Source organism: Arthrobacter sp. UYEF21, from assembly GCF_040546085.1.
GTDB lineage: Bacteria > Actinomycetota > Actinomycetes > Actinomycetales > Micrococcaceae > Arthrobacter.
Map to the genome: position 1 here is coordinate 75,253 of NZ_JBEPNF010000016.1, position 14,860 is coordinate 90,112.

At 62.7% G+C, this 14,860-nt stretch carries 15 protein-coding genes and 1 pseudogene; 6 read left to right on the forward strand and 10 right to left on the reverse strand.

The window, feature by feature from the left end; genetic code table 11:
- The 4 genes from ABIB27_RS15775 to ABIB27_RS15790 form a co-directional block, all read right to left on the reverse strand.
- Complete coding sequence (locus ABIB27_RS15775) at positions 1–1,629, reverse strand: BCCT family transporter (RefSeq protein WP_354217404.1); 1,629 nt, start codon at positions 1,627–1,629, stop codon at positions 1–3.
- A gap of 42 nt (positions 1,630–1,671) precedes the next feature.
- Complete coding sequence (locus ABIB27_RS15780) at positions 1,672–2,331, reverse strand: GntR family transcriptional regulator (protein WP_354217405.1); 660 nt, start codon at positions 2,329–2,331, stop codon at positions 1,672–1,674.
- 1,544 nt (positions 2,332–3,875) lie between these two features.
- On the reverse strand, positions 3,876–4,145 hold the full coding sequence (locus ABIB27_RS15785) for a hypothetical protein (protein ID WP_354254230.1): 270 nt from the start codon (positions 4,143–4,145) through the stop codon (positions 3,876–3,878).
- Positions 4,146–4,505: 360 nt separating this feature from the next.
- On the reverse strand, positions 4,506–4,802 hold the full coding sequence (locus ABIB27_RS15790; RefSeq protein WP_354217408.1) for a MerR family transcriptional regulator: 297 nt from the start codon (positions 4,800–4,802) through the stop codon (positions 4,506–4,508).
- 133 nt (positions 4,803–4,935) lie between these two features.
- On the opposite strand from ABIB27_RS15790, the gene ABIB27_RS15795 reads away from it, so the two are divergent.
- The 3 genes from ABIB27_RS15795 to ABIB27_RS15805 all read left to right on the forward strand — a co-directional run bounded on the left by ABIB27_RS15795 (position 4,936) and on the right by ABIB27_RS15805 (position 7,326).
- Positions 4,936–5,361, forward strand: coding sequence for an Hsp20/alpha crystallin family protein (locus ABIB27_RS15795; RefSeq protein WP_354217409.1), 426 nt, complete (start codon positions 4,936–4,938; stop codon positions 5,359–5,361).
- 239 nt (positions 5,362–5,600) lie between these two features.
- Positions 5,601–5,816 (forward strand): DnaJ domain-containing protein, encoded by a 216-nt coding sequence (locus ABIB27_RS15800; protein WP_354217410.1) that lies wholly within the window; start codon positions 5,601–5,603, stop codon positions 5,814–5,816.
- A 115-nt stretch (positions 5,817–5,931) separates the two neighbouring features.
- On the forward strand, positions 5,932–7,326 hold the full coding sequence (locus ABIB27_RS15805) for an IS1380 family transposase (protein ID WP_354254231.1): 1,395 nt from the start codon (positions 5,932–5,934) through the stop codon (positions 7,324–7,326).
- A gap of 273 nt (positions 7,327–7,599) precedes the next feature.
- Here ABIB27_RS15805 and ABIB27_RS15810 read toward each other — a convergent pair whose 3' ends face one another.
- From ABIB27_RS15810 to ABIB27_RS15820, 3 genes are all read right to left on the reverse strand, one after another.
- Positions 7,600–8,607: a tyrosine-type recombinase/integrase gene (locus tag ABIB27_RS15810; protein ID WP_354217989.1), complete on the reverse strand. Its 1,008-nt coding sequence runs from the start codon at positions 8,605–8,607 to the stop codon at positions 7,600–7,602.
- Between the two features lie 79 nt (positions 8,608–8,686).
- A complete protein-coding gene (locus ABIB27_RS15815; protein ID WP_354217988.1) occupies positions 8,687–9,565 on the reverse strand; it encodes a tyrosine-type recombinase/integrase in 879 nt (292 codons plus the stop codon).
- Entirely contained in the window at positions 9,562–10,536 is a 975-nt protein-coding gene (locus tag ABIB27_RS15820) for a site-specific integrase (protein ID WP_502909236.1), read from the reverse strand. The genes ABIB27_RS15815 and ABIB27_RS15820 overlap by 4 nt, the downstream gene beginning before the upstream one ends.
- Before the next feature lie 285 nt (positions 10,537–10,821).
- On the opposite strand from ABIB27_RS15820, the gene ABIB27_RS15825 reads away from it, so the two are divergent.
- Complete coding sequence (locus ABIB27_RS15825; RefSeq protein WP_354254232.1) at positions 10,822–10,956, forward strand: hypothetical protein; 135 nt, start codon at positions 10,822–10,824, stop codon at positions 10,954–10,956.
- 103 nt (positions 10,957–11,059) lie between these two features.
- On the opposite strand, the pseudogene ABIB27_RS19490 reads toward ABIB27_RS15825, so the two are convergent.
- Positions 11,060–11,149 (reverse strand): annotated as a pseudogene (locus ABIB27_RS19490) (DUF8370 family protein); the annotation flags it as partial.
- Positions 11,150–11,178: 29 nt separating this feature from the next.
- On the opposite strand from ABIB27_RS19490, the gene ABIB27_RS15830 reads away from it, so the two are divergent.
- Positions 11,179–11,739 carry a flavin reductase family protein gene (locus tag ABIB27_RS15830; RefSeq protein ID WP_354254233.1) on the forward strand — a complete coding sequence of 187 codons (561 nt, stop codon included), beginning with the start codon at positions 11,179–11,181 and terminating at the stop codon, positions 11,737–11,739.
- 274 nt (positions 11,740–12,013) lie between these two features.
- On the opposite strand, the gene ABIB27_RS15835 is transcribed toward ABIB27_RS15830, so the two are convergent.
- Positions 12,014–12,553, reverse strand: a complete 540-nt coding sequence (locus ABIB27_RS15835) for an NADPH-dependent FMN reductase (RefSeq protein ID WP_354254234.1) — start codon at positions 12,551–12,553, stop codon at positions 12,014–12,016.
- Positions 12,554–13,435: 882 nt separating this feature from the next.
- Entirely contained in the window at positions 13,436–13,651 is a 216-nt protein-coding gene (locus tag ABIB27_RS15840) for a hypothetical protein (protein ID WP_354217984.1), read from the reverse strand.
- A 387-nt stretch (positions 13,652–14,038) separates the two neighbouring features.
- On the opposite strand from ABIB27_RS15840, the gene ABIB27_RS15845 reads away from it, so the two are divergent.
- The gene (locus ABIB27_RS15845; protein ID WP_354254235.1) at positions 14,039–14,815 is read left to right on the forward strand and encodes an IS110 family transposase; all 777 of its coding nucleotides are present in this window, start codon (positions 14,039–14,041) and stop codon (positions 14,813–14,815) included.
- The last annotated feature ends 45 nt before the right edge of the window (positions 14,816–14,860 follow it).

Here is a 14,860-nt window from a genome sequence, read left to right on the forward strand (position 1 = left end):
TCAGCGGGTGCCTTCCGAGGGTGCGGGCTCTGCTGCGTCTTCCGGCTTCACCGGGAGGATGAGGCCGGTTTTCATGTCGATGCGGTCTGAATCCTGTCTCAACCACCGGATGAGGCCCCAGATTTGGGTGACCAGCAGGAACAGGAACGGGATGGCTGTCAGCGTCAGCCCCGTTTTCAACGTGCCCAGATTGGCGTTGATGGCAAGCATGGCCATCGGCACCGCCGCCAGCATGATGACCCAAAACAGTCGAAGGCTTCGTGACGGGTCCGTGCCGTTGGGGAGATTCTGGGTGCTGACAGCTGCCACCGTGTAGGACGTCGCATCCATATGCGAGGCCAAAAAGACCAGCATGATCAGGAAGTACACGACGGAAAAGACAGTGCCAAGTGGCAACGTGTTGAGCAGTTGGGCCACGGCGTTGTCCCCGCCGTTATCGGTCAGCACCTGTGGGGCGTTCACGGTTCCATGGTTCATCTGGTTCATCGCGTAGCTGGAAAGAATGCCGAAGAAGAACATGATGCCGGCAGATCCGCCAACGATCAGGCCGATGACGGTCTGCCGGATGGTACGGCCCTTGGAAACGCGGGTGATGAAGATGGCGACGCCGGGCAGGTAGGAAATCCAGTAGAGCCAGTAGAAGACAGTCCAGTCGCGCGAGAAAGAGCTCCCGCCGTTGGGGTCCGTGAACAGGCTCATGTGGAGGAAGTTCTGGGCCTCCAGACCCGCCGCATTAACGACGTTGGCCACGATGAATTCAGACGGACCGATCAGGAACACCACGGCGGCAAAGACGAACGCCGCCAGGACGGCCGTTTTGGCGAGCTTCTGCAATCCCTTGTCGATGCCAATGAAGGAGCTGAGTCCGAAGACCACGGTAGATAAAGTGAGAATGATGGCCTTGAGCCAAAAAGCGTTCTGGATGCCCATCAGTCCTGCCACACCGGCAGAGACGGTGTTGACCGTGACCGTGACTGTCAGGATCAGCCCGCCGAACGTGCCGAACAGGAACAACAGATCGATGATACGTCCGCCAAGGCCGGCAGCTTTCACCTTCGGGATTACTGCCTCGACGTTTCCGGCGTAGCTGAGCCGTTTGCCCTTCCGAACGTGGATGTAATACGCCATCGAGATTCCTGCGACCACATACATTGCCCACGGGATGGGACCCCAATGGAAGAAGGCATACGACATGCTGACGTCCAGAGCCTCCCGGGACTCAGGGGTGATATTGAGTCCTGGCGTTTGATAGTAATAGGCCCATTCCATGAAAGCCCAGTACATGGTGGCCGATCCGAGGCCGGCGGAAATGAACATGAACAGCCAGCTGGACGTGGAATAGGCCGGCTTGCCTTCACCGAGTTTGATCCGCCCGAACTTGGATACGGCCAGCAGGACCGCTAACAGGAAGCAGCCCAGACCCAGTACCTGCACGGGGGCCCCGAAGATGCGCGTGGACCCGTCGAAGAGGACATTTGCCGAGGCCTGGGCCTCGTTGGGCCACAGCAGCAGGGCTGCCACGACTATGCCCACTACGATCACGGCCCCGACGACGAGCACCCTGTCAACCGTGGGTCTGTGCTTCTGGTTCGTGTTTGGCGCCTCTACGGCAGCCTGGGTTTCAATCACAACGTCTCCTTTGGCAGTGATTTGATACAGATGGGGGTATGACTACGCGGATTCATCGAGCAGACCCAGATGGGGCTCATTCGTCCCGATGATGTGGGCCGCGATCGCCTCACGGCTGGCCGCGACGTCTCCGGTCCGGAACACATCCACCAGCCGCTTATGGTCCTCAAGGAATTCCGAGAGCGCGCCCGTGCGTCCGGTTTGCATGGCGAAGTGCATCCGGATCCGGGGATGGATGGAATCCCAGATGCTTCGCGCGGAATCGGTCGGGCAGCCATCGACAATGATCGCGTGGAACCGCATATCAGCTTCGTTGAAAGCGTTGATGTCCTTGTTGTAGATCGCCCGCTCCATGTCCGCGAGAACACGTCCGAAGTCTTCAAACGTGTCCGCATCAAAAAGGGCCAGGCCCTCCGCGAGGGCAAACTGTTCGATGTGAATACGAAGCGGCAACAGCAGCCCCTCGACTTCTGTTCTCGAAATCGAAGCGACCTCCGAACCCTTATACGGCGTGGAAATGATAAGACCCTGCAGCTCCAGGACCAGCATCGTTTCCCGCACCACCGCCCGGCTCACCCCGTACTCATCGGCAAGATCCTGTTCCACAACGCGCGCGTGAGGAGGAAGATCGCCAGCAAGGATCTTGCGCCGAAGCTCCGTCGCGAGACGGTCCTTCATCGAGATTCTTTCCAACTTGCCCATGTTCCCACTCCCTCAAACACTTACGGTCGATTGTCGACTATCTGACTATAGAGATTATCCCCACACTTGAACAGTGGCAATCGTCACATTCACAGTTCCTGGGGACGCATGACCAACCTGACGGGGCCAACCGCCCGCAAAGCCTTCTGGAGGCACCGGAATTAGCGAACGCGTCTGACACCAACAGTGTCCTGCGTAACCTGGATGAATCAGACAACATCGACGGCGTCGCCCTCTACCCGTGTATCAACCAACGGACAAGACCCAACTCCAACGCGATGCCCTGGAAACGGTCGGTTGCGGCCGGATCTTCGAAGACAAAATCTCCAGCCGCCGGCGGATAAAACTGGCGGATAAAATAGGGAAAGCCCCTCGGGAGGGGCTTTCAGCGGGTTGGGCATTTGATGTCTGGTATTGGTCAGCGGTGATGCGCTCCTCCTCCCCGGGCGCTGTTCGCGCCCCTGCCGGTTTTCGTAGTTAGAAACTCTAATAAATGACCCGGCTGATCGTCCAGCGATATGACCCGGAATTTTCGGCGCCTGGTTGTGTCCTTGGGGGACGACCAGTCTCGCATCGTTCGGCGAGAAGGTTCAGGCTTGAGGTACCGCAAGTCCCTGCGGACACCCGTACGGGTTGAGAGCCAAGCACCGACGCCCGGGAGCCCGCTCGTCACCCGGCTACGCCGCCAACATAACGGCGGGCATGATTCCCGGGAGGGTTCATGCGGGGCGCCCGCCGGGCGGACCGTCCTGACCGCGACAGGCCCGCAGTATGGCGGGTAGGTGTCCAACCGGAGGCCACACAAACGGGGGGGCACGGTGTTTGTCAGACGAGAACGGCGGCCGAGGGCCAAGAAAGCCAGTGGCTCGTCGTTGTGGGCTCCCTGGCAGGTCGTTGCTCTGGTCGTGGTCACGATCGCCAACTATGTCTGGCAGGTCGCGTATTACCTGCACTTTTACGGCCGCTTCGGCGCCAGCCCCGGTGGCCTGACGGTTCCCCTGCTGTTGACCTTCGTCTGGTTCCTTGTGGCCACGGTTCTTCTGAGGACCCGACGCCGTGGCGGGGGTTCCCGTCATGGCGTCGTTCCTTGCGGTTGAGGCGCTTTTCTAGCTCGTCCACAACGTCTCCGGAGCCGCAGGGCGCGACCTGGCGGGCGACGACGTCGTGCTGCTCGTGGCTTCACTCCTGGGGTACCTCAACGTCCTCGCCGCGGTCCTCGTCCTCGGGTGGCTGTTCCTAACTCGCGGGCGGACCCTGTCAAGCGATCGCCCCACCACCAGGAGCCGCTGACCCCGGCGGGGTCTGCCGGCGTCCGGGGCCGCCGCCGGGAAGAAGGGCGGCGCCGTGACCGCGTTGGTGCACCCCAGGGGTTTTGCCCTGCGCTCCCCGGCGGGAAAAATGTTCCCAGGCTGTCCGAGGAGCGTCTCAAAAGGGCTGGTTGAGGAGTTCGCCGCCAGCCCGGCCCTCAGGGGTTTCCCGCAAGGAAGCATCGAGTCGTCCCGTAAAGGGGGCACCCGCCGGGGCGACCGGCGATTTCCTGCCGTTTACCGGCCCGTTTCGGCCGGTTCCACATTGGTTCGGGCCAGGAGTGCTTCAACTACCTCGGCAACGAGGTCTTCCTTCTCACGCATCTTGGCGTCTTCAAGCTGCGCTACCTCTACCCGTGCCGCCTGCCAGGCGGACCAGTGACCGGACACGAGAGCCCACAACGACAGTGCCGAGACATATACGACCGAGTCCAACCACCCCATCACAAGGGAAATCGGGATCATGAGGATCCACAGGATCGCCAGCCATCCATTGACCCGCCTCATAAAAACCGGATCCCCCTGCACGCTTGCCCAAATACTCTTTATCGGACCCACACCTTCTCCTCTCATCACCGGCAGAGGGGATTCTGCCCCCGGGATGTTACCAGTCTCATCTGACGCGAACCTGACCCCGGGGCCCTCCCCCCGAAGCGGCCCCTGGCCGCGGCCCGAGGCAGACGACAGCAGGACAGCCCGCCGTGGGCGGGAGCGCCACTGACTGTGTGAGCCGGATCGGCGCTCGAGGCCCTGAGGACAGCGCACCCATGCGAACCTCGGGATGCGGGACTTCGCCGGCATTGACTCCCGCCGGCGGACGCCGGATCCTCTCTCCAGAAAAGAGTGCCGTCGCGGGCCGCAGTCGACTCAGTGCCGTTGGACCCGGGCGGCAGCCAATTGCTTTTGCAGCCCCCTGTTAACGGCTTCGAGTTCAAGGACGACGCGGATACCGGCCAGATTCAGCCCGTCCTCCAGCAGTGCGCTGATCCGGCGCAGGGTGTCCAGATCCTGTTCACTGTAGCGGCGTGTTCCTCCGATGGTCCGCCCGGGTTCCAGCAGGCCTTTTCGCTCATACAGCCGGAGGTTCTGCTGACCTGTCCCCACCAGCTCGGCGGCCACCGAGATCGCATACACCGCGGTAGTTCTGCCAGTTTTTGGCTCCACCAGATCCTCCTCAAAACCCTGAAAAAACCCTTGCTCCAGTGTCACACCAGTGATATAAAAAATCTATACCGGCCACAATAGATAAGCGGCTGGGGTAAGTGATAAGGAACGATCTCTAAGGAGTGAGACGACCATGCTGATGCGTACCGACCCGTTCCGCGAGCTCGACAGGCTCGCCCAGCAGGTCCTCGGCACCGCAGCCCGGCCGGCGGCCATGCCCATGGACGCCTGGCAGGACGGGGAAGAATTCGTTGTCGCGTTCGACCTGCCCGGCGTTGCCGTCGATTCGGTGGACATCGACATTGAACGCAACGTCCTGACGGTGAAGGCCGAGCGCAAGGACCCGGCCGGGGAAAAGACGGAGCTGATCGCCGCCGAACGGCCCCGCGGCGTCTTCAGCCGCCAGCTCATTTTGGGAGACGCCCTGGATGCCGACGCGGTCAAGGCCAGCTACGACGCCGGGGTGCTGACGCTGCGGATCCCCGTGGCCGAAAAGGCCAAACCGCGCCGTATCGAAATTGCATCGGAGAAGAACCAGCGTCAGGAAATCAACGCCTGAGCCCAGGGTCAGGCCTGCAGGACCGGGCATTGGACCGGCCGCCGGAAGAGTAAAGGGCGATGCACCACAGTAGCCACGCCACCGCGCCAGTTGCGCACCAAAAAAAGCGGCCCCCGACGATGCCTCCCGCACCGATGGTCCCCGACCCCCACGGGCCGGGGACCATCCCCACCACCCCTGCCCCACCCGGGCCCCGGGGCCCGACAGGAAAAGCACAGCAGAGACGAAAAACCGCGACCATGAAGGAAGACAGCCCGGACCCCTACGACGTTCTTCATCTGGGTCCTGCAGCGACGGCCGGTGACGTAACACGCGCCTACCGGGCACTGATGCGCACCCACCATCCCGACACCACCCCGCCCGACGCTGTGCCCGCAGAACGGGAGTCCAGGGCACAGGAACTGCAGGAGATCATGGCCGCCTATACCGTGGTGGGCGACCCCGCTAAGCCTTGATCCACCGATGTGGATCGGGATCCTGACGGCGGTTTAAACCGTGAATGCCTGTCTTTTCACGGAAAATGAAGCTTGTCTAGAACTCATTTTCGCCAAAAAGAGAGGCATTTCGTAGATGCAAGTTTCCCACAGGCCTGCCGTGTTGTCAGTTTCGTTCGACGAGCCGAACCTCGTGGCGTCGGCCGGGCTGCTGCCGGTGATGGTGTTGGCCCGGGACGCCGGGCTGCACGAGCTGGCCGATGAATGGCTGTCGCTGCCGACGGACAAGGGTGCCAATGCCGGGCTGAAGGTCGCGTCTCTGGTGGCGGGGATGGTCGCCGGCGCGGACTCGATCGATGACATGGCCGTGCTCCGCCGCGGCGGGATGAAACGGCTCTTCAAAGCCTGCTACGCGCCTTCCACGCTGGGATCGTTCCTGCGGTCCTTCACCTTCGGGCACGTCCGCCAGCTGGACGCGGTCGCGTCCCGCTTCCTGGGAAACCTGGCCGGTCAGGCCCCGCTGCTGGGATCACCCACCGCCGCTGACTTCGTGTTCGTCGATGTCGATGACACGACCATCGAGGTCCACGGCTACGCCAAGCAGGGCTCCGGCTACGGATACTCCGGGGTCCGCGGGCTGAACGCGCTGCTGGCCACCGCCTCGGCGAAGGACACCGCCCCTGTGATCCTGGCCCAGCGGCGGCGCAAGGGCGCGGCGAACTCGGCCCGCGGAGCCAAACGCCTGATCACCGATGCCCTCTCCACCCTCAAACGGCTCAACACGGGCGGGCGGGTGCTCCGCCGCTTCGATTCGGCCTTCTACGGCCATGCGGCGGTTTCCGCGGCCTTGGCCGGCGCGGCGGAGGTCTCGGTGACCGTGCGCATGGACCCGGCCGTCAAACGCGCCATCGCCGGGATCCCTGAAACGGCATGGAAAACGATCGAATACACCGAAGCGGTCTTCGACGAAACCACCAACACCTGGGTCTCCCGGGCCGAGGTCGCCGAAGCGGTGTTCACCGCGTTCAGCTCCCGCAAAAAGGCCGAGCAGATCACCGGCCGCCTGGTGGTGCGCCGCATCCCGGAACTCAACAAGAAAGCCAGCGACGGACAACCCACCCTGTTCGACACGCACCGGCACCACGCGTTCTTCACCACCGTGGACGCCGCCGTTTTGGACACGGTCGCCGCGGACAAGACCCACCGCAAACACGCTCAGATCGAGCAGGTGAATGCCGATCTGAAAGACAGTGCACTGGCCCATTTGCCCTCAGGTGTTTTTTCCGCGAACTCGGCCTGGCTGGTTGCTGCGGTCATGGCCTACAACCTCACCCGCGCCGCCGGGCTCCTTGCCGCCGGGCCTTTCAGCAAGGCCCGCACCGGCACGATCCGCCGCAAACTCATCCACGTCCCGGCCCGCATCGCGACCAGCGCCCGACGTATCCGCCTTCACCTGCCCGAAGCCTGGCCTTGGAAAACCGCCTGGGAAGAGCTCTTCACCACCGTCCAGGCCCCACCGGAAGCGGCATAGAACCCGGCCCGCCCGCCGGAAACGGCCCGACCAGGAACATCCAGTGGAACACCACCGACAGCGAGGCCGGTGATCTGCCACGCCCGAAACCAGAATCCGCGGCCGACCCCGAAATCCATCAAGACCAACCCAGGATCGGTGGATCAAGGCTAAGCCGGCGGTCATGCGGCGGATGCCGCAGATCGCGCACGTGGACGTGAACTGCTTCTACGCTTCGGCCGAGTGGGCCTTCAACCCGGCCCTGGAGGGCCTGCCCGTCATCCTGCTCTCCAATTATGTTCCGCGGAACATAATCAGGGTTGTGTGGCCTGTGTGGTTATGTGGCCCGAGCCGACGGTGCCCGGTTCTGGCCGGGCCGGTTTGCTTAATTCGGGCCACATAACGATCAGAGTTTGAGAGCCAGTTGAGCAGTGATTCGTCGGACCTCCAGACGGGGGTGGGGCGGCGAGCCGCCGAAGGATCGGGCGGCTCGGTTGCCCGCAGGGCTTCCATTTTTGTCCTGGTGTTGATTTCAGCGTAGCGATTCGTCGTTGTCAGGTCGGCGTGCCCGAGCCAGCCGCGGATGACGTTGATTTCGACTCCGGATTCAAGGAGGTGCATCGCTGCGGTGTGGCGGAAGACATGCGGGCTGACCGTGCGGTCGATGCCGGGATCGTCGAGGTGTCCAGCGAGGCGCCGCACGGCCTTATAGATGCCGAAGCGGGTGAGCGCTTCGCCGGTAGCCGAGCAGAAGACCGGGGCGTTTGTCGCTGGTGGTTCACCCGATGAGTCCATCAGGGCGGTGATCAGCTTCGCGGTCTGGTCCCATAGCGGGCAGGTCCGCCATTTGTCTCCCTTACCGTGGAGCCGGACGAGGAAAGGCTCGACCAACTGCAGGGTTTCCGACCCGCAGTTCGGCGACTTCCTGTGCCCGCGCCCCGGTGCCGCCCGTTTCATGGGGATGGCCTCAATCCGTTGGCACGTTTCGAGCATCGCCGGTTCCCGGCTGGCGATGTATTCGAAAAGGGTGTGCAGGGCGGCCAGACGCTGGTTGCGGGTCCGCACGTGGTTGTGGCGGTCGTTTTCCAGGTAGCGCAGGAAGCCAAGGACGTGATCGAGGCTCAGGTCCTCGAGCGTAAGTCTGGTGATCTTGGTTCCCTTTTGCTCGGCCACGAAGCACAGCAGCAGCCGGACGGTGTCGCTGTAGCTGTGCACTGACGCCGGGCGCAGCCCCTTGACGGTGACGAGGTGGTCGATGAAGAAGGAGTGGATCAGCGGCCCCAGCTGTTGCGTCCCGGTCATGGCTCCGCCTCCGACCAGGCAGATTCGGCATAGGCTTCGAACCGCCGGCTTGCCTCGGAGAGAAGCTCCGGGGTGATAGTCAGGTAGAAGCGGTCGAGGATGGGTCCACGTGGCCCATGAACGTCGAGAGCTGAAAGAGCCTCGCCGATGGATCCACGCCTTCCCGGTACCAGCGCAGCAGGCAGCCCACGGCGAAGGAATGACGCAGACAGTGCAAGCGGGGCGCTGTGGTGCCCTCAGGAACAGGGAACGCCAGGCCGGCCGCGAGGCGGCTGAACGTTTCGCTCGCGCTGCCCGTGTGCACGCAGCGCCGGCCGTCGAAAGTGAACAGCGGTCCACCCTGTTCGGCTCCACCTTGCTCGCGTCGGCGCTCGAGCTGGAGGGCCAGCAGCTCTCCGATGCGCGGTCCGAAAGGGACCAGGCGGCTCTTGCCGAATTTGCCGCCGTGCACGATGAGGAGTTGCCTGGCGGTATCAATATCCTCCAGGTGTAGGTTGCAGGCCTCCCCGACCCGGAGCCCGAGTCCGTAGCACAGGGCGAAGATGGCGTGGTAGGTCGGGCCCCGGCCGTTCCCCCGGGAGTAGTCGGGAAGGGCAGCTGCGGCCTTGAGTAGTTGACGGGCCTGGGAGGGATCAAATAGGAAAGGCAGTCGGTGGTCCGTCTCGCGACGATGGCCAGCGTGCCAGTGAAATGCATCCAGGCGCTGCTGGGTGGTAGCCCAGTCAAGGAAGCTTCCGGTTACTCCAATGAGATGGTTGAAGCTACGGGACCGCTCTCTTCGCCGGGAAGCAACAAACTCATCGAGCAGCGATGGAGTGAGTTCGGCCAGATCGGTCACGCCACGTTGTTCGGCAAAATCCACGAGCAGATGCGTGGCTTCCTCGGTCAGGTATTTCCTGCCTAATGCCCGTTTGTAGGCCAGAAAGTCAGCCACGGCGGCCGCAAGGTTCGTGCTCATTCCAGGACCGTCTCACCGTCACCCAAGGCGACCTCGCGCAGCGCCTCGACCGCGACCTTGGCGTAGACCTCGGTGGGACGCGCGGAGCGATGCCCAACGAAGTCGCCTATGGTCTTCAGTGCAAAGTTCGCATCGACGAGGCGCTGCACCGCCGAGTGGCGCAAGGTGTGAGACCCCGGCCGACGGACGTTGATCCCCGCCTTGAGCAAATAAAAGCGGGCGCAGGACGAAACAGCGGCCGCGCTGAGTGGCCGACGAGGCGCCACGGCACGAAGGAAGACATGTCGGTCAGTGGTTGTCGGCCGTCCTTGCTGAAGATAGGCAACGAGAGCCTCGCCGACCACCACTGAAAGCGGAAATGCTGTTGAGTGCCCTGCCTTGCGCTCGGGGACCGCCAGGCGTTCATGCTTCCAGTCGATGTCATCAAGGGTTAGGTCAGCGACTTCCCGGCCGCGCAGCCCGTAGGTGACCAGCAACAGCAGAATGGCATAGTCGCGCCTGCCCGTCTCGGTCCGACGGTCGACGCTGGCCAGAACCTTATTGACGTCCGCCCAAGAAATGGAGCGGGGAATGTCCGATAGCCGATAGACCTGGGGCCATCCGACGGCTGAACTCAGGTCTGTGGAAAGGATGCCTTGACGGTAGGCGTAACGCAGAAAAACCTTCAACGAACCCGCTTCATCACGCACCGTGGTCTTGGCCAGTCCGGTGTCGGCGCGCTCCACGAGGAAGGCACTAAGGATCGTCGGGGAGATCTCCCGAATCGACTCCACGCCGATCTGCCGCAGGTAGGTTTCGAAGTGGTCGAGGTGGATGCGGTAGCCACGCACCGTAAACGGACGGAGGCCTCGCTCATGGACAAGGTGGTCGAAGAAGCCCGGACAGTGTCGGTGAAAGGATGAAGCTCGCGCCTCCGCCCGGTCGGCTTGTACCCGGCCAGAACAACCGAGAGCATGTGTTCCACAGGGCACCGGACTTCGTTGGCCATCGAACGAGTCGAGCCCGTGTGCTCGCGGTGGAGTGCAACCCGGTGCTCGACGAACGCGTCCACGTGCGCAGGCAACTCCCCAATGGTGGTGGCACCCCGGGCACTGGCAAATTCACCGAATGCGAAGACGAGCAGGACCCGCTTCCAGATGCACCTGTCCTTGTACTTGTGCGCGGCCAGCCAATCAACGTAAGTCTCGATCTGCGCGCCCATCCATGAGCGCCGAAGCCGATCGATGGTGGACGACTGAACGAAATACTCCTCCAACATGGCAACTTCCTTTCTCTTCAAAGAAAATGAAGTAACCACCATCGCCCCAGCCAACCGTTATGTGCCATGGAACACCGGCTCAGAGCCAGAAACAGCCGCCAGCGTCCACCACGTCGCGGTTGAGGCCACATAACCACACAGGCCACAGAACTCGAATAACGATGGCTGCGCCGTCACCCGCTCCCCCGAAGCCAAAGCCCTCGGCATCGCCATGGGCGAGCCGTGTATTGCCGCATCATGTCCTGGGTGTATTCGATGAAGGTATCCATCACGATCCGCGTGACCATGTCTGATACCAGATCACGGTCGATGCCGGGAAGGAACACAGCACTCCTATGGTTCGGAGCGTGAAACGATGTACTTTATGGAGAGTCCGGGGACGTTGGACGCGCACCGCCTTGACGGCGAACAGCCTTCCCAGGCGGACATCGATCTGTACCGCGTGCTCAGCGCGGACATCTCCGCCGGCGTCGCCGTGGTTTCCACATCCCTGCGCAAGCGCGACTACGCGGCAACGGTGACTGCTTTTCTCTCTGTCTCCGATGACCCTCCTACGATGCTGGTCAGTCTCTACGCGGGCTCACGCATCGGCGAAGCGGTCGCTGCGACGGGTACATGGGCGTTGAGTGTGCTGCGCAGCAAGCACCAAGGCGCGGCGGACTGGCTGGCCAGTCCAGGGACCCCGGTTGAGGGCCTGCTGGCCCAGGTCCCGTACCGCCGTGGGCCGGCCACCGGATCGGTGATCCTCGACGGATCGATCGCGTACTTCGAGCTGAGAACGGTTGCCATCCATCCGGCGGCTACACATCTGCTCGTCGTAGGAGAGGTAGTTGCGTTGGGCGGTGACGCTCCGGGGTCGGAGGTACCGGACCCGCTCATACATTTTGCCTCCGCCTACCACCGCCTAGCGCGTTAGAAGCTGCCCGCCCAGAGGTACTAACCCGGTGCGTTGGTGACGCGTTTGGTGGGTGAGGCGCCTTTTTGAGCGTCGTGTGGGGGATGTGGCGATTGTAGTGCTCGAGAAGCCCTCGCTTGGGGGCGGCGCCGAAACCACAGTTACAGCGCGTCCAGTGGTGACTTCCCGTCGTCGTGGCAGGCGGCGCCGACGAGGGAACCGTTGCTACCTGCCGACCGCATCCCGCCGGCGGATGATCCGGGAGGTTCCTGCCGTGTTTTAGCCGCTTTTTCCTTCAGGGGCGCAGCGTTTTGAGGGCGACGGCCCACGCGATGACTTGGTCGAAGACCGGTCCCAGGCCCTGCACCGCCCGAACCGAGGGGGTGAACGTGGTGTAGTTTTCGAACTCCGTGGCCATTGGCAGGGAGACCTGGGAGCGGACATCGGCCATCTGCACTTCGGCGGCGATCTGCCGCAGATGTTCCACCGCCCGGATCCCGCCGGCACCGCCGTAGCTGACGAAACCGACGGCTTTGTTGTTCCACTCCCGGTAGAGGTAATCGATGGCATTCTTCAGTGCCCCCGGCACGGAGTGGTTGTATTCGCCGGTGACGATGATGTATCCGTCGAAGGAGGCGATGACCTGCGCCCAGGCCGTCGTATGCTCGTTCCGGTACCGCCCGCGGGAGGGCGGGAGCGGTTCATCCAACAGCGGCAGACCGAAGTCGGCCACATCGACAAGTTCGAACTGTGCATCAGAACGCTTCTTCGCCTGCTCATAGACCCAGTCCGCGACCGCTTTCCCGACCCTGCCCGGGCGGGTGCTTCCCAGCACGATGGCTATCCTCACCATGGCACCTCATCTCCCCTGCTTCCACGGCAACCTGTGCCCGTTAAAACACTGTGGGAAGGGCGCTTCTTCCCCTGAGACGGTCGCTGGAGCCATCACCGGACCCGGCGGACTGCACAGCACGTTTGCGGTGTCTCAGATACTGGGAAGGGGAACGTCAGGAGATGAAGCGAGGAACGCCCAAAATCGCCCAGAAAGGTGTTCCTAAAGCCCCGGTTCAAGAGTCCGGACCGATTCATGTCTCCATAGATAGCTGCTGAGGCGATGAAGTTTTGGAAAGAGGCATTCCGTTACGGCTTGGCATCTGGTCGGTTTCCGGGTCCTGAGCAGTTGTGACAGCCATTGGAAAACGGTTCGGTCATGATGCGGCCAGCTGTAGTTCGTAGCCATCCTGAATGTGGAACAGGCGGCGGCCATCAACAGGGTCGTGCACCCAAATGATGTCACCGTCCGCTGTCCGGGCGTCTACCAGTCCGACATACTCTGGGCGCCCGCTTCCGACCAGCTGCACCTTGTCTCCAACTTGGACATTCTTCCAGCCGGACCCTCCTGCTCGATTCGTCCCTGAAGTCATAATGCTCTCCTCGTTGTTTGTTTAGCACATCATCTGATGGACTGCCTCAAGCAGTCGGCAGTGAACCTCTCACTGCAGGAGTTGACGGTGAAATGGGTTGTGGCTGTGCCACCGACCGTCCCGCTGAGAGCGAATGTTGAGTCAGCCCGCGTACTAAGCCTGGACTTGCCTGTTTTGAGTTCGATGACGATGGCTCGAGGGGCGGACGGGACACAGCCCGGTCCCGCGTCTCCGGTGGGAGGGAGTCATTGTTGCCGCACGGACCAAACTGGCAGCGAAGCCCGCGACGAAGGTCACCGGGCTGTCTGCTCCCAGGTCTCGCCAAACGGGACCGTGTCGCTGAGTTCGAAGGTGTACCGGGCAGGGTCATGCCGGGTGACCCTAATCCCGGCAGACCCATGGGCCATTGCTGCTTGCCGGAGCAAGGCCTCTGCCTCGTTAAGCAACTCGTAAAGTTCCTCAGGCCTGTCGACGAGGACTTCCAAAGACTCGATTTTCTGACTACTCATGGTCAATACTTTCTTGTGACGTGGCTCACTAGGTCGCAACTACTCTGACATGAACACGCGTTCAAGTCAAGTGTTCATGTCTGGTTCTAAACGATATGAAGTGAGGGGTGCAGGTTCTGGCCCGTTCGGGGCGGGCATTATCGCCGGGGCGGTCCCGGAGCGCCGGGTTGGGGTGTAATCCGTGCCGTTTGTGCGGTTCGGCGGCGCTGCGGGGCCTGATCCCGCGGCGGTGATGTCCTTTATCCCGCACGGGCCAGGTAACGGCCAAGAGGCCGGGGCCTTCTGTTTCACAGGGTTCGTGGGTTGCCATTGACGGCTCCCTTGGCCTGACGGCTCGTCGCGGGGTGCAATGGTAGTGCCACATGTGAAGTTTGGGAGGTCCCGGCTATGTTTGCGCATACTTTTACCGGGCTGGATGTTCACGCGGTCAACGTCGCGGGCCATGCACTGAACCCGGCCACCGGAGAAATCAGCAACCACACCATGGCTTCTGACCCGGCTGTGGTGCTGGAGTGGGTCCGCCGGTTCGCCCCGCCGGTCAAGGTCGTCTACGAATCCGGCCCGACCGGGTTCGTGCTGGCCCGTTACCTGCGGGACGCGGGGATTAACTGCGTGGTCGCGGCGTCTTCGAAACTGCTGCGGGCTCCAGGGGACCGGATCAAGACCGATCAGCGGGACGCCCGGGTGCTGGCTGAGATGCTCGCGGTCGGCTCGGTCACCGAGGTGCGGATCCCGGACCCGGAGAAGGAAGCGCTGCGGGACCTGTCCCGGCTGCGCTCCGGCACGGCCAAAGACCTCGCCCACGCACGCCAGCACGTGAACGCCATCCTGCTGCGCCACGGCATCCGCTACCCCAAAGAGACCCGCTGGACGCAGGAACACGGCCCGTGGCTACACCGCCAGCGCTTTGACGAGCCTGCGCTGCAGTTCACCTACCAGGCCGATGTCGAGCAGGCCGAGCTCCTCGCCGAGCATCATAAACGGATCGATAAGCAGGTCGCCGTAACGGCCGCGGCATGCCGCTACGGGCCGGTGATCGATGCGTTGATGTGTCTGCGGGGAATCCAGATCACGACCGGGTATGGGCTGGCAGTGCAGAGCGGGGACTGGACCCGGTTCACCGGGCCGTCCATCGGCTCCTACCTCGGGCTGGTCCCCCGGTGAGGAATCCCCCGGCCAATCCCGGCGCCAGGGCCCGATCACCAAGGC

Excerpts from the sequence above, each read along its gene's own strand:
- ABIB27_RS15780 (WP_354217405.1), bottom strand. The coding sequence starts at position 2,331 with ATGGGCAAGTTGGAAAGAATCTCGATGAAGGACCGTCTCGCGACGGAG.
- ABIB27_RS15785 (WP_354254230.1), bottom strand. The coding sequence starts at position 4,145 with ATGAGGCGGGTCAATGGATGGCTGGCGATCCTGTGGATCCTCATGATC.
- ABIB27_RS15795 (WP_354217409.1), top strand. The coding sequence starts at position 4,936 with ATGCTGATGCGTACCGACCCGTTCCGCGAGCTCGACAGGCTCGCCCAG.
- ABIB27_RS15800 (WP_354217410.1), top strand. The coding sequence starts at position 5,601 with ATGAAGGAAGACAGCCCGGACCCCTACGACGTTCTTCATCTGGGTCCT.
- ABIB27_RS15805 (WP_354254231.1), top strand. The coding sequence starts at position 5,932 with ATGCAAGTTTCCCACAGGCCTGCCGTGTTGTCAGTTTCGTTCGACGAG.
- ABIB27_RS15810 (WP_354217989.1), bottom strand. The coding sequence starts at position 8,607 with ATGACCGGGACGCAACAGCTGGGGCCGCTGATCCACTCCTTCTTCATC.
- ABIB27_RS15815 (WP_354217988.1), bottom strand. The coding sequence starts at position 9,565 with ATGAGCACGAACCTTGCGGCCGCCGTGGCTGACTTTCTGGCCTACAAA.
- ABIB27_RS15825 (WP_354254232.1), top strand. The coding sequence starts at position 10,822 with ATGGCAACTTCCTTTCTCTTCAAAGAAAATGAAGTAACCACCATCGCC.
- ABIB27_RS15830 (WP_354254233.1), top strand. The coding sequence starts at position 11,179 with ATGTACTTTATGGAGAGTCCGGGGACGTTGGACGCGCACCGCCTTGAC.
- ABIB27_RS15840 (WP_354217984.1), bottom strand. The coding sequence starts at position 13,651 with ATGAGTAGTCAGAAAATCGAGTCTTTGGAAGTCCTCGTCGACAGGCCT.
- ABIB27_RS15845 (WP_354254235.1), top strand. The coding sequence starts at position 14,039 with ATGTTTGCGCATACTTTTACCGGGCTGGATGTTCACGCGGTCAACGTC.